Origin of the sequence: Sphingobacterium sp. DR205 (assembly GCF_011064245.1) — a bacterium.
GTDB lineage: Bacteria > Bacteroidota > Bacteroidia > Sphingobacteriales > Sphingobacteriaceae > Sphingobacterium > Sphingobacterium athyrii.
This window is the reverse complement of the sequence record NZ_CP049333.1, coordinates 973,598-988,341: the sequence shown is the minus strand read 5'-3', so window position 1 is coordinate 988,341 and position 14,744 is coordinate 973,598. Positions and strand designations below refer to the sequence as shown.

The window sequence follows — 14,744 nt, the reverse complement described above, 5'->3', positions numbered from 1 at the left end:
GGCATCATTAACAAACGTTTAAATAACTTACATCCACCGACCAAATCATAATGACAAATAAAAATAGATTGACTTTATGGAATTTCGTTTTTCATTGCATCAAAGAAAAAATAGACAAAGAAAAGATGAATCGTTGTTGATGGGGTGATACAAATGAAACAGCCTAAGACTGTGTGAATGCCCGAAAGAAACAATGAGCTGATGATTAAAAAAACGGACTAAAAGCGTCCATTGATACCGATAAGACCAGACAAGTATGCCGCGGAAGGCGGCCTGAATATGTAAAAAAACAAAATAATTGATAAGCAAATCATTTCAAAGATGAAAAAGACAATATTAGCCCTCCTCATCCTATTGGTATTTTCCAATGTGGATATAAAGTCTCAAATAAAACCCACCCGTGAGGTGCCCAGCTTAAAAATAAAAAATGAGCAAGGTGTAGACGCAGCAAAACTCGTCGACCTAAAAGTAGCAGTCAATATTTTTGGAAATATTGCAAACACATCAATGACCATGACTTTCGAAAACACGTCAAATCGGGATCTTGAAGGTGAACTTACCTTCCCGATGCCCGAAGGTGTCTCCGTCAGCGGCTATGCCCTGGATATCAACGGAAAACTACGTCAGGCGGTACCTGTGGACAAAAATAAAGGAACCGAAGTTTTTGAAAGTATAGAAACACGACGAGTAGACCCCGGGCTACTTGAAAAAGTTGAAGGAAATAATTTCCGGACACGTATCTATCCTTTGCCTTCAAAAGGACGGCGTACCATTCAGATTAGCTATTCCGAGAACCTAACTCCAGAATCCGATCAGGCATTATACTATTATTTGCCTTTGAACTATAATTCCATTATTGAAAATGTTGAGCTGAACATCAACGTTTACCAAGGGAATAAAAAGCCGAGCTTTACTGAACAGCCTGATGGATCCTTGGCATTTGCTGAACAAAACCATAACTATGCTGCCACATTACGCAAGCAACAGTTTAAATCCTCAAAAAATCTCGCAATTAAACTTCCTTTAAACGAAAACGCCACCTCAGGATTAAAACAATCCAACCAGGATGGCAGTTTTTACTTTCTAGCCAATGCAAAATTGGAAATACCTAAACAGGCACAAAAAAAATGGGGCAACAGCCTCGCCATTATTTGGGATCGTTCACTAAGTTCAAAAAATAGAGATCTGGAAAAAGAGTTCAGCCTCCTGGATCAGTTTTTCAATGAAAATCAGAATATATCAGTGGATCTAGGCTATTTAGATATTCGTTTCAGCAAAGCCCGCACTTTTCAGATTAACAAGGGAAACTGGACAGAATTGAAGGATTACCTGAAACAGACTGTTTATGACGGCGGTACCGATTATAGCCAAGTAAAGAGCGGAGTTCTACATGGCGCAAATTATCTCTTTTTCAGTGACGGACTTTCTACATTTGGCCAGGGCAAAATTGTACTTGACCAGCCTACTTATTGCATTACCTCCTCAACCAGCTCAGACTATGCCAATCTCAAACAGATTGCCCAGACTCATTATGGGAAAATGGTCAATTTGACAAATACAACGATCACGCAAGCCTATAACATGCTAAATTCGATCGATCAACTCTTTTTGGGAGTAAAAGAACAATATGCTTTTACCGAAATCTATCCCGAAAAAGGCTCACCTATTCAATCCTATTTCTCTGTTTCGGGACTTGGTAAAAACAGTGATGCAAAAGAAATCACACTTTTAATTGGTGATGGAACAGACCAAATCAAAGAAATCAAAGTTCCATTAAAGCCTGACAATGGCGAGATTGATCTGCAACAGATCTGGGCACAGAAGAAAATAGAGGCATTGGACATCCAATATGAAGACCACCGTGAAGAGATTGAAGCGATCGGAAAACAGTTTGGCATTGTCACCCGGAATACAAGTTTAATCGTACTTGAAAATGTGGAAGATTATATACGCTATGCAATTACACCACCAGCAGAACTGCTTCCCGAATTCAATCGACTCAAAAAAGAAGAACGCATAGAAAAGGAAGAACGCGTAGCAGATTTATTGACACAGGCCCAAAGTATCACCGAGCAACTCCAATCTTGGTGGAATACCGACTTTCAGCAAAAAACGAAATACCCACAACGGGATCGGTCAGGTCGGTCGACTCATACAACTATTGTTGCTCCCCCAATACCGTCCCGTCCTTTGGCAAACGCGGTGCCTACCCCTATGGTTGTGGAATCCAGATCAGCAGAAGGTGCCACAAACAAGAGCCTGTCTGTGTCCGCCAATTCAAGAGCAGCTAACGCAACAGTCAGCGCTCAGGAGGAAGTGGTTAGTAAAGATGAACTTATGGAAGCCGTCACAGTAAATGCTGTTCAAGCACTAGAAGGGCGAGTCGCTGGAGTACAAGTAACGAATCCCCGCAATCAGGTATCTGGAAAAATAAGTATTCCCGAAATTAAGGAAGACAATACTTACCTAAAGGAGCTTAATCAAGCCAAAGATCCTTACAAAAGCTATCTTCAGCTTCGGGATCAGTATATGGGTACACCAACGTTCTATTTTGATGTCGCCAATTTCTTTTTCAAAAGGGGAGATAAACAAAAAGCATTGCTTATCCTGAGTGCCATGGCAGACCTGCAAATTGAAAATGCTGACCTTTATAAAACCATTTCATACAAACTCAGGGAATGGGGAGACGTCGACAACGCGTTGTACATAGCCGGTAAAGTATTAAAATGGCGACCAATGGATCCACAGAGTCATCGTGACTACGCCTTAGTATTACAGGATAAGGGCCGTTACAACGAAGCCTTGGAAGAACTTTATGGCATCTTGATACAAAGCTATTCAGCGGAAGCCGCAAATAGAGATGATGGCATTGAAGAAATCCTTGTCATGGAGATCAATAACCTCATTAAACTTCAGAAAAACGCAACTGCAAAAGTTGCTGTGGAGAAAAAGCTGATTGCCGACCTACCCGTTGATATGCGCGTAGTCATCAACTGGAATTCCCAAAACACCGATATCGATCTTTGGGTAACTGATCCAAACGCCGAAAAATGTTTCTACAGCAACCCCGCAACAGCAATTGGAGGTCGTCTTAGTAACGACTTTACCGGAGGATATGGTCCAGAACAGTTCTTATTAAAGAAAGCGTTAAAAGGAAAATATAAAATAGAAGTTGATTTCTACAACGATAGTTCACTGACCTTGGCCGGTCCAGCTGCTGTTCTGGCAGAAATCTACACCTATTATAGTACTGGGAGACAGGAACGTAAACTCACGACGATTTACCTTGACAGGGATCAGGAGAGAAATGTTCTGGTAGGTGAATTTGCCTTTTAATTTGCCCGACAATTGAATTCTTGATATGGTGAACAATCAAGGCGAACCACTGTCAGGAACAGGAATGTGTACAACAAAAGATTACCGGGCTGTCCAAAAAGACAGACAGCCTGGTAATCTTTAATGTAATTTTCGGATGATAAGATCTTTCTGTCTCTTCTCCAATTTTGTTTTCACATAAGGGTAGGTAAACACCGCACCTAGAACGATACAAGCTCCGAGATAAAATCCGCCGCTCATGGTTTCTTTCTGTCCAAAGATCAACATGGCCAAAAGTATTCCATAGACAGGCTCCAAATTCGTCGTCAATGCAACCGTAAAAGCCGACAGCTCTTTCATGACCGCTACCCCCATCACATAGGCAACCGCCGTACAGACTACCCCCAACAATAAAAGGTAAATCAGATCCTGCTGTCCCAATTTCATCTCAGCATTGAAATCCCCAGTAAAAAACATCAATATACTGATCCAAAAACATGCACCCAGCATTTCGTAAAATGTGATCAATGTCGGACTCGATTTCTTAACCATCCTTGCATTGGCAATGGAAAATATACTGGCGCAAAAAGCACAGCCAAGCCCCGCCAGTAAGCCGACCAAATAATGCGTTTCAAAGGAAAATATGGTATAAATCCCCACGATGATCACCAAACCAACCACAATGTCCAATAGCGCGATCCGCTTTTTATTGATAATCGGTTCCAATATTGCCGTAAACAATGTCACCGAAGATAAAGTTACCAACGTGACCGAGACAGTAGAGACTTTGATGGAATAGAAAAATAAAACCCAATGTAGACCAACCACGGCCCCCACCATAAAAAACTGAAGAAACTGTTTTTTGGAAACTACTATCGTTTGTTTGGTCAACAGGAAATAGGCCAGCAAAGAAATGGAAGCTATCGCCACGCGGTACCAAACGAGATGAATCGCAGAAACAGAAATGAGACTCCCTAGAATCCCCGTAAATCCCCAAATCAGGATTGTTAAATGCAGAATTAAGATATTCCGATTTAGATGAATTTTGGACATATTCAATAGAATATAAATTATTTGTAATGGCAATGAAAAATCACCATGCGCAGCACTTATTTTCCCTTTTATTGTAAGCTGCTTAAGTTGATGATCGTAATCGGAGTTATTTTGGCGCCTTTACAGCCAGATAAATTGCGACCAATAAAAAAGTCACATTTGGAATCAATACCGCAATTATCGGCGGCAATCCACCTTTCAGTGAAAACATGGTGGCAAATTGGATAAAAACAATATACGTAAAACTTAAGCCGATTCCGACACCAAGACTTAAACCGATCCCACCTCTGACTTTCTTGGAGGAAAGCGCTACCCCCATGAGCGTCAGAACAAATGCAGAAAATGGGTAAACATAGCGTTTATATTTTTCCAGCAATAAGTCATTCATTACCCCCGTTCCCCTCGTTTCTTCTTTATGGATTCGGATATTGAGTTCTCGCGTATCCATGGCAGTAAACATATTATCCCTTAACTCAAAATCAGAGGGCTTCATATCCAATGTCGTATCTTTGACTGTCCCTTTGTCCATTCGCTCGCGTAAGCCATTGATAATACGGTTGGTGTATCCCTCTATTTTCCATTTCGTCGCCACTGAATCCCAAGTAATACGGTCTGCCATCATCTTCTCCTTCAATGTATCCCCTTTGAAAATCTCCAGGACGAAACCATAGCCAGTCTTGGTAGCATTATCAAAATTGTCAATATACACGTAACTGTTTTTATCCAGCTGCATATGTGTTGATACCCGGGAGTTATCCTTCAATGGTTTCACATAGATATTCTCAAAATCCACCTTCATTTTATTGGTATGCGGAATAATGAATATATTGAATATGAAAGATACAGCAAAGATTATTGTTGCAGCAATCATATAAGGCCGCAACAAACGGTTGAAACTATAACCCGCACTTAATATAGGGACAATCTCGGTCTGATCCGCCATTTTCGAAGTGAAAAAGATCACCGCAATGAAGTTAATTAACGGACAGAGAAAATTAAGATAGAATGGAATAAATCCGGCATAATACTCAAAGATAATCTTATCCAGTGGTGCTTTGTATTTCAGAAAATCGTCCAATCTTTCGGACACATCAAAGACGACCATAACCACGGTGAATATGGCCATCGTGAACACAAATGTTGTCAGGTACTTTTTGATGATGTAACGATCGATTAACGAAAGCATAGTTTTAGATTTGAGTATTAAGATATGAGATTTGAGACTCTACTTCTGCAAGCCCCGGGGCTCACATACTTTATCTATGTTTTATTTTTTTATGTGACTCCATTACAAACGTTGATCCAAAATTTTCACCATTTTATTTTTCCAGTCATAGAATGTACCGTCTATGATTTTCTCCCGGGCTTGATTGACTAGCCAAAGATAAAAATGTAAATTGTGTAATGAAGCAATTTGTGCACCTAAAATTTCCTGTGATTTTATCAGATGCCGTAAATACGCTTTTGAATAGAACTGATCTGTATGTAAGTCGCTTTCTGCTTCAATAGGCGAAAAATCATCCTTCCATTTTTCATTCTTAATGTTGATGATCCCGTTTTGTGTAAAAAGCATACCATTTCTTGCATTACGTGTTGGCATGACACAGTCGAACATATCAATTCCCAAAGCGATATTTTCCAGGATATTCACAGGAGTACCTACTCCCATCAAATAACGCGGTTTTTCTTTAGGCAAAATATCACAAACCACTTCGGTCATCGCATACATTTCCTCTGCCGGTTCACCCACGGACAATCCTCCGATTGCATTTCCGTCCCGGTTAAAGGAGGCTATTGTTTCTGCGGATTTTATTCTTAAGTCTTTGTAAACTGAGCCTTGTACAATAGGAAATAAGGTCTGATCATATCCGTAAAGTGGATCCGTGCTATCAAAACGATCTACACATCGCTTCAACCAACGGTGAGTCATATCCAATGAACGACGTGCATAACCATAATCACAAGGGTAAGGTGTACACTCATCAAAGGCCATGATGATATCCGCACCGATAATACGCTGCGTATCCATCACGTTTTCTGGCGTAAAAAGATGTTTTGAACCATCAATGTGAGAACGGAAAGTTACTCCTTCTTCTTTAATCTTACGCACTTCCGTCAGGGAGTACACCTGATAACCACCAGAATCGGTCAAAATCGGACGATCCCAGCCGTTAAACTTATGCAATCCACCAGCTTTATTCAATACGTTCAATCCCGGACGCAAATAAAGATGATAGGTATTCCCCAAAATAATCTGTGCTTCAATATCATTTTTCAGCTCATGCTGATGAATGGCCTTCACCGTACCGGCGGTGCCAACAGGCATAAAGATGGGAGTTTGAATGGGACCGTGTGCAGTTTCGACAACACCCGCACGTGCTTTTGATAGTGTATCTTGTGCTTGTAGCGTAAATTTCATTAATATTTTCCTCTGAGACTAATTTCATTTTAGTAGACAGACTTTCGCATGTATTTTTCCCAATAATATGGGCAAGACTGTTTTCAACAACGGAAATATGGTTCCGCTTACCAGTATGTTTACGCCCGTCCTTTCCTAAAATATGTTGCAAAAATACTACAAAAAGATTTGCAAACAGGATGTTTCAGGAATAAATTATCATTTTCCTTTATAAAAAGATTATGAATGCGCTTATCTTTGTGGGCTATGCTTGACCTACATGTATTTTTGGCCAATCTTCCATATATTATATTTGGAATATTAGGTCTTTTCCTATTGGCACAATTATATTACATCTTATTTGTTTACAGCAAATTAAGTAGGTACCAAATTGAAGCTTATCAAGAGGGAACGGATCTCCCGGCAATATCTGTTATTATCTGCGCGCACAATGAGCAGGATAATCTCCGTGAATACTTGCCCAGTATCCTTGAGCAAGATTATCCCAATTTTGAGGTTATTGTTGTCAACGATTTTTCAACCGACGAAACACCATGGATACTCCAGGAATTTGATGAGCAATATGCCCATTTAAAAATTGTCGATATCAAAGAGCATATCCGATTGAAGCATGGCAAAAAATTCGCGGTAAGTATGGGGATCAAGGCTTCAAAACATCAGACTTTGGTATTTACCGATGCAGATTGTGCTCCTCAATCTAATCAGTGGTTGAAAGAGGTTGCATCGGCTTTTAGGCCGGAGACCGAAATCGTATTGGGCTATTCGCCTTATTTTAAAAAAAGAAGCTTACTCAATTTGCTGATTCGGTTTGAAACGAGCCATACCGCAATGAGCTATTTATCCTATGCGCTCAAAGGAGACGCCTATATGGGTGTTGGCCGAAACATGGCCTACAAAAAAGATCTCTTCTTTCGCAACAAAGGATTCGCAGCCCACATGCATGTCAAATCCGGTGACGACGATCTTTTTGTCAACCAAAATGCCACCGCAACCAATGTCAATATCGTCCTCGCACCAAGCGCTATTGTCTACTCGGCTCCCAAAACAACCTGGAAAAGCTATTATAAACAGAAAGCAAGACATTCGGGAGCCTCCACCATTTATAAAAAACGTCACCAGCGCATGCTGGGTACACAGCTGGTATCCGCGGCATTGTTTTACCTAACCTTGATTGCTGTTGCGATTGCTTTTCCTACGTTCTGGTACGTTCCGCTTACAGCTTACCTGCTCAGACTATTCGCCCAATGGGCCGTTTTTTCATCTATTTACAGGAAACTCGAAGTGAAAGAACTGATTTGGTGGCTTCCGCTGGTAGACTTCATCTACTATTTCTATATTTGTATCAATGGTTTGTTCAGCCGAAAAAAGAAAAAAATAAGCTGGAAATAATTCACCCCTTTAAAAAATCACATGTTGAATCCTACAGTCGATATCATATACTCCTATTTTCCGAAATTAACGGATATACAAAAAGAACAGTTTGCCAAACTTGCAGACCTCTATACTTTTTGGAATAGTCAGATCAATGTAATTTCACGTAAGGACATTGATAGCCTATATCTTCATCACGTATTACATTCATTGGGCATCGCCAAATTTGTTCAGGAGTTGACTCCGGGAACACAGATTTTGGATGTCGGTACCGGTGGTGGATTTCCGGGCATCCCCATGGCGATCCTTTTTCCGGACGTCAAGTTCCACTTAGTCGATTCGATCGGAAAAAAAATCAAGGTAGTCCGTGAAGTCGCCGCGGGATTAGGCCTTAAAAATGTTGAAGCCGACCATATTCGCGCAGAACAACTGGACGACAAATATGATTTTGTCATTTCGCGGGCAGTAACCAGACTTGGAGAATTCACCCCCTGGATCCGAAACAAATTCGCAAAGAAAGATAAAAACGGAATTCCGAACGGAATTCTTTATCTAAAAGGTGGTGACCTGAGCGAAGAAATCAAAGAATCCAAACTAAAAGCTGAATTGTACCCGCTCTCAGGCTACTTTAAGGAAGAGTTTTTTGACACAAAATATTTGGTATACGTACCGATGTAATCAAAGTTTAGCATTATCCATAGGCAGTTGGAGCCGCCTGTGGATAATGGTTACAGAATCCAGGTAATATTTTAAGCACTTATTCATATAAGCTATCTTTTCATAGCGATCATTTTCATAAAACCAGGTTAAAGAAGGCTCATAGTATATCCTAAATTTATTCAACGAATCTCCCGACAACTTACTGTAATCCTTCGTCAACGCATACCACTCCTCACGAATTAAATCCTGTTGGTAAGTTTTTTCAAACTCACGTTGAAGTTTCCTCGCATTCCGCCCTTTTCGGCTGAATTTATTGTAAAGTTTGTTAAGATTGACAGCGATCCCTCCTTGATGCGGCAATGTGACCATATTCTTGGTATCGCCCCAAAAATAGATAGATTTATATTCTTCTTTTTTTTTGTCCAGTTTCTCCTTGGCCGAAAGGTTTTCACGAATGATCTTAGCCGTATCCAGTTTAAGCGTATCTTTTCCATTCTTCTTCACGGTATCCTGCAAAATAACCTCTTTAGGTAGCGCAAAGACCTGCCGATCAAAGGCCAAATAGATGCAAAGAGCGATTAAAAATAAGAAACCAATACGTGCCATATCTATCATTGATTATCCTAAAATAATCAACGTCAGATAAGAGCAAAATAATTTTAACGATCTTTAACTTATAAGAATTATTGGCTAAGCTCTTTTTTGATTTCCTCCCCGATCAGGTTAATCTCTTCATCCATTCCAAACATCGGCAATTCGGTTTCAGGATTTAGTTTTAGCCAAGTGGTATCGGTATCCTTTATAATTTTCACATATTCCATTCCATCTTTAAAGATCACATAGGCATCTTCCTCTTCCGGAAAGACAGAATAAATTATATCGCCCAATTCTATATCAAAAGGTTCTTTCATTTCCATACTAAAAATATTGTTAATTCAACAAAGCTACCAAATCAAAACATTCTTCCCAAAAACAGCCTCAAATTGTTCCCCCAAAAGGAACGATTCTGAAATCAAAACGCTCATCTATACGATAGCGCAAATGCGGTTCCAGATCTCAATTTATCAACAATCAATGATCGTGCGATACACGACCAGCAATACGATCTCCGAGCCACGGCTTATCAGTGGAAACAGCACCGCTAATGTTTGCGGAAAATGGCCACAAAATCAAATGATTAATTCTAATGAAAAGCGCTACAAGATTTATAATTTTTCACTATATTTAAAGTACCCAATTATGAAATTAATCTATCCCATAGCTTTGACTAAGATCAAGGGCATTGGCCCTAGAACAGTGCGTAATATCATGGATCATTGCGACAACTTAGCGGATTTCTTCTCTTACTCAAAAAAAGAACTGATGCAGATCCCGGGGGTGAAGGCATCTATCGCCGATGCTGTCCATAACAAAACTTACCTGTCAGCCTGCGAAAAGGAACTTGCTTTTATCGACAAACATCAGATTAAAGCGCTATGGATCGAAGATAAGGAATACCCCGATAGACTAAAACAATGTGATGATGCCCCCCTCATGTTATACTACAAGGGAAATGATGTGCTCAACGCAACAAAAGTCATCAGCATCGTCGGGACAAGAAATGCGACACATTATGGGCAGAAAATATGCGAGGACCTAATCCGTGACTTAAACGAAGACCGGGACACGCTGATCGTCAGCGGCCTAGCCTATGGCATTGATGCCGTGGCACACCGCAATGCCTTAAAAAATAATATCCCGACCGTCGCTGTACTGGCCCATGGACTGGATCGAATATACCCTGCATCTCATCGCGAACTCGCATCAAAAATGCTCGAAAATGGTGGACTATTAACCGAATTCACATCGGAGACTATACCCGAACGAGTCAATTTTCCAATGCGTAACCGCATCATCGCCGGGATGGCAGATGTTACTATCGTGGTAGAAGCAGCAATTAAGGGGGGCGCATTAATTACAGCCGAAATAGCGAATAGTTATAACAGAGACGTATGTGCCTTTCCGGGATCCATATACGAGAAGAGCAGTGAAGGAACCAATTATCTGATCAAAACAAATCGCGCCCACATGATCAGACATGCAGAAGATCTCGCCTATGTCATGAATTGGGAAATCAGTAAAAAAAACGACGTAAACCAGCAGTTAGCCCTCCCATTGAGTTTGACTAAAGACCAGGAAAGCCTTTTCAATCTCATTCACCAAAACGGACAACTGGAACTTGATCAAATGATCAAGCTGCTCAACTGGCCGCAGAGTAAGCTGGCCCTGGTCTTATTGGAACTGGAAATGCAATCGCTGATCCGCTCGCTCCCCGGAAAAGTATATAAATCAGAGGGCAGTCTACAATGGTAACCAAATGAGTTATCCAATAAATACAAGAAAATAAATTCATTCAGATCAAATTCTATATTAAGCAAACATAACACTAAACCGATTATTAATGAACGACAACAGCACAAAGAGCATCTGGAAAGTCATCGGCGCCTCATCCATGGGCACACTCATTGAGTGGTATGACTTTTTTATTTTTGGAAGTCTCTCCATCGTAATTTCAACGAAATTTTTTCCTGCCGACAATCCCACAGCGGCCTTTCTATCGACATTGGCTACCTTTGCCGCCGGATTTGTCGTACGCCCTTTTGGGGCATTGTTTTTTGGTCGCTTGGGCGATATCATCGGCCGCAAATACACCTTTATGGTAACACTGATGCTGATGGGTGGCGCGACCTTTCTGATTGGTTGTATTCCAAGTTACGAAACGATCGGTTTTTGGGCACCATTGATTGTTTTGATCCTACGGCTTTTGCAAGGACTCGCGCTGGGCGGCGAATATGGGGGTGCAGCGACTTATGTCGCCGAACATGCTCCTTTGGGGCAACGTGGCTATTGGACATCCTGGATACAGACTACTGCTACCTTCGGCTTATTTATCTCCCTTGTGGTGATTCTTTTAACCAAAAGTTTTCTGAGTGAGACGCAATTTGATAGCTGGGGATGGCGCGTTCCTTTCCTGCTCTCCTTAGTAATGGTATATGTTTCATACCTCATCCGTAAAAAAATGAAGGAGTCACCTGAGTTTAGCAAAGCGAAAGCAGAAGGTAAGACAAGTACCAACCCGCTAAAAGAAAGTTTCGGAAATCGGTATAACCTCAAATTTGTTTTACTAGCCTTATTCGGTGCGGCGATGGGGCAGGGAGTCGTTTGGTATACCGGTCAATTCTACTCCATGAGTTTCATGAAAACGGTCATGCACCTGCAATCCGATCAGGCAGATACCATTTTAGGTATTGCGTTATTGTTAGGCACGCCATTTTTTGTCGTTTTCGGATGGCTTAGTGACAAAGTTGGCCGCAAGTGGATTATGCTGGGTGGTATGCTCCTGGCGGTGCTAACCTATCGCCCTATTTACGAAGCGATGTATCAGCTATCAAATGTTCAGCAAAAAACCAAGCTAAACGAAACTACAGCACCTAGCTCCCAACAAAATTCTACCATCATTACGATCACAAAAAGCCAGTATGCCGATGGGACAGAAATGAGCAGTTCAAAAATACTACATCAGGAAGGAGAACTTAAAGGAAAAGAAACGGTCAAAACAACCGTACATTTAACAGGCAAAAATTACATACTGCTCGTTGCCCTTATATTTATCCAGGTTATCTATATTACGATGGTTTACGGACCTATTGCAGCATTTTTAGTAGAACTATTTCCTGTAAAAATTCGATATACCTCCATGTCTTTGCCCTATCATGTGGGCAACGGTATATTTGGAGGGCTCCTTCCGGCAGTTTCCACTTACCTCACCACAAATGCAGAAGCCTCGAATACGCCACAGTTTTATCTGGCGGGATTAGGGTATCCTATCCTTATTGCTGCAGTCTGCTTTATTATCGGTAGTCTATACATCAACAACAAATCAACACCCCCGAACCATGAATAATCTGAAAAAACTTCTCGGTATAGTATGGATCATGCTAGCCATATACACGGCATATTTTTCCATTTTTGAATTGGCATTACCTAAGATTGCTACAGGACACCAAGAGGATCTGGTCTTTGGTATCATTATACTCTGTATCTTAACGCCGATCATTTCCCTCGGTTTGGGGCTGTTTGGCTACTATTCTTTGCTGGGCGAGTACGACAGAAAGAAGATGTAATGCATTAAAAAAGCAATCATGGCCATCTTAACGGATTATTTATACCAGTAAGATGGCCTTTTGAATAATTTATTCTGATGAGAATCAGTACAGTAGGAGAAAAAGGCATTTTTTCTTTCCTAAAACTATTTTTTTTTCTACTTTTGTGCTGGGTAAGTCTTCTACGACCAGCTCCCATTGACTCCCCCAGGTTGGGAACAAAGCAAGGGTATTTGGTTGAGCGGTGCGATAGGAGTAGCTTACCCTTTTTTTGTGCCCAAATTTTTGATCAGGGATCGTCCTCAACCTCAGCCGCCCCAATTTAGCCCGACAATATGCTCTCAAATCGCGTGTCTTATCCGCCGACCAGCATCCCTACCAAACGAAACAATTGATTTACTGCCCTTTACATTCAACACAATTATAATTGTATATAAAAGCATTTTTATCTAAGTTTGTAATCGAATAAGAACTATCGTATGAGTTGGTTTAAAAGAGAAAAAGCTGGTATTAGCACAGCTACCGCTAATAAAAAAGAAGCACCGGATGGCATGTGGAACAAGTGTCCCACGTGTAAAAAACCACTGTTGCATCTTGAACAAGTAGAAAACGACTATGTTTGTCAATATTGTGGCCATCATTTAAGAATTGGCTCCAAAGAATATTTTTCAATTTTATTTGACAATAACGAATTTACTGAACTATTCCCCAACCTAAATTCTGGTGACCCGCTGGAATTTTTCGATTCAAAACCATACCCTGAACGCTTAAAAGAAAGTCAAGCAAAAACAGGCCTTAAAGATGCGATACGCTCTGGTCACGGTAAAATGAATGGCCAGGATATTGTGATCGCTTGTATGGACTTTAGCTTTATCGGCGGATCGATGGGATCTGTCGTTGGAGAAAAAATCGCACGCTCCATTGATTACTGTATCGAGCATAAAATTCCTTTTATGCTGATCTCAAAATCAGGTGGTGCACGTATGATGGAAGCCGCATTCTCTTTGATGCAAATGGCAAAAACTTCAGCCAAATTAGCATTACTGGCACAAGCAGGACTTCCTTACGTATGTCTATTGACCGACCCGACCACCGGCGGAGTAACAGCCTCTTATGCCATGCTAGGCGATGTTAATATTGCTGAACCCGGCGCGTTGATCGGATTTGCCGGCCCTCGTGTTATTAAAGAAACAATCAAAAAAGACCTTCCTAAAGGATTCCAGACATCTGAGTTTGTACTTGAACATGGATTCCTGGATTTTATCGTTGACCGTAGACAATTAAAAGACAAAGTGGCTACCTATCTCAAATTAGTCGGATAAAACGTAAAATTAAATATACAAAAAGGCTCTTAACATGTTTTAAGAGCTTTTTTATGCAATCTAAATTGCTTGATCGAGTCAATTATATGTATTGCCAAAATGCCCAGATCTTTCTCTTGGATAAGTAGGCAGGATCACCTTCGTGACGATAAGCTTCCCGTTCAAAGGAAATCTGGCGGTAAGCTTTGTCAAAATCCTGAAAACGGGCAAAGCGAACCACAAATTCGCATAAATACCAGAGATAAAAAAACACAATCCCCAGTTCCAGGGCTTGCCGCAAGTGGATACGCTCGTGGCGGATCAGCTCCTTGTTATCTTTAAAAAATGCATGTTTCAGAAATATAATCGGAAAAATAGTAATTGCATCGGCTTTCCCAAAAGAGAATAAATTTGTCCAAAATTTGCTAACGATAATCATCCGATCTGTCCATATAGGTTTCAACGTCAGTCAAACTTAGCTAA

At 40.8% G+C, this 14,744-nt stretch carries 13 protein-coding genes and 1 other RNA gene; 8 read left to right on the top strand and 6 right to left on the bottom strand.

All coding sequences use genetic code 11. The features are described 5' to 3' along the window. Positions 1 to 321: 321 nt before the first annotated feature. Positions 322 to 3,336 (top strand): VIT domain-containing protein, encoded by a 3,015-nt coding sequence (locus tag G6053_RS04110; protein ID WP_165305632.1) that lies wholly within the window; start codon positions 322 to 324, stop codon positions 3,334 to 3,336. 120 nt (positions 3,337 to 3,456) lie between these two features. On the opposite strand, the gene G6053_RS04105 is transcribed toward G6053_RS04110, so the two are convergent. The 3 genes from G6053_RS04105 to tgt all read right to left on the bottom strand — a co-directional run bounded on the left by G6053_RS04105 (position 3,457) and on the right by tgt (position 6,787). Then, positions 3,457 to 4,368 (bottom strand): EamA family transporter, encoded by a 912-nt coding sequence (locus G6053_RS04105; protein ID WP_104384968.1) that lies wholly within the window; start codon positions 4,366 to 4,368, stop codon positions 3,457 to 3,459. Between the two features lie 106 nt (positions 4,369 to 4,474). Beyond that, a complete protein-coding gene (locus G6053_RS04100) occupies positions 4,475 to 5,554 on the bottom strand; it encodes an LptF/LptG family permease (protein ID WP_108635973.1) in 1,080 nt (359 codons plus the stop codon). 102 nt (positions 5,555 to 5,656) lie between these two features. Continuing rightward, positions 5,657 to 6,787, bottom strand: coding sequence for a tRNA guanosine(34) transglycosylase Tgt (gene tgt, locus G6053_RS04095; RefSeq protein ID WP_165305631.1), 1,131 nt, complete (start codon positions 6,785 to 6,787; stop codon positions 5,657 to 5,659). Between the two features lie 225 nt (positions 6,788 to 7,012). Here tgt and G6053_RS04090 point away from each other — a divergent pair, with 225 nt between their 5' ends. After that, complete coding sequence (locus G6053_RS04090) at positions 7,013 to 8,176, top strand: glycosyltransferase (RefSeq protein WP_241254918.1); 1,164 nt, start codon at positions 7,013 to 7,015, stop codon at positions 8,174 to 8,176. 21 nt (positions 8,177 to 8,197) lie between these two features. After that, entirely contained in the window at positions 8,198 to 8,836 is a 639-nt protein-coding gene (gene rsmG, locus G6053_RS04085; protein ID WP_181390646.1) for a 16S rRNA (guanine(527)-N(7))-methyltransferase RsmG, read from the top strand. Here rsmG and G6053_RS04080 read toward each other — a convergent pair whose 3' ends face one another. Next, positions 8,837 to 9,433, bottom strand: a complete 597-nt coding sequence (locus G6053_RS04080) for a hypothetical protein (RefSeq protein WP_165305630.1) — start codon at positions 9,431 to 9,433, stop codon at positions 8,837 to 8,839. A gap of 68 nt (positions 9,434 to 9,501) precedes the next feature. Beyond that, positions 9,502 to 9,735 carry a hypothetical protein gene (locus G6053_RS04075; protein ID WP_108635977.1) on the bottom strand — a complete coding sequence of 78 codons (234 nt, stop codon included), beginning with the start codon at positions 9,733 to 9,735 and terminating at the stop codon, positions 9,502 to 9,504. 322 nt (positions 9,736 to 10,057) lie between these two features. Here G6053_RS04075 and dprA point away from each other — a divergent pair, with 322 nt between their 5' ends. From dprA to accD, 5 genes are all read left to right on the top strand, one after another. Beyond that, entirely contained in the window at positions 10,058 to 11,170 is a 1,113-nt protein-coding gene (dprA, locus tag G6053_RS04070; RefSeq protein ID WP_165305629.1) for a DNA-processing protein DprA, read from the top strand. 88 nt (positions 11,171 to 11,258) lie between these two features. After that, positions 11,259 to 12,761 carry an MFS transporter gene (locus G6053_RS04065; RefSeq protein ID WP_165305628.1) on the top strand — a complete coding sequence of 501 codons (1,503 nt, stop codon included), beginning with the start codon at positions 11,259 to 11,261 and terminating at the stop codon, positions 12,759 to 12,761. After that, positions 12,754 to 12,981, top strand: a complete 228-nt coding sequence (locus G6053_RS04060) for a DUF6814 family protein (RefSeq protein WP_165305627.1) — start codon at positions 12,754 to 12,756, stop codon at positions 12,979 to 12,981. Before G6053_RS04065 ends, G6053_RS04060 begins: the two co-directional genes overlap by 8 nt. Before the next feature lie 150 nt (positions 12,982 to 13,131). After that, positions 13,132 to 13,229, top strand: an RNA gene (gene ffs, locus G6053_RS04055) — signal recognition particle sRNA small type. 210 nt (positions 13,230 to 13,439) lie between these two features. After that, positions 13,440 to 14,282, top strand: coding sequence for an acetyl-CoA carboxylase, carboxyltransferase subunit beta (gene accD, locus G6053_RS04050; RefSeq protein ID WP_108635980.1), 843 nt, complete (start codon positions 13,440 to 13,442; stop codon positions 14,280 to 14,282). Between the two features lie 82 nt (positions 14,283 to 14,364). Here the strand turns inward: accD and G6053_RS04045 are convergent, their stop codons facing one another. Then, positions 14,365 to 14,700 (bottom strand): hypothetical protein, encoded by a 336-nt coding sequence (locus tag G6053_RS04045; RefSeq protein WP_165305626.1) that lies wholly within the window; start codon positions 14,698 to 14,700, stop codon positions 14,365 to 14,367. Between the last annotated feature and the right edge of the window lie 44 nt (positions 14,701 to 14,744).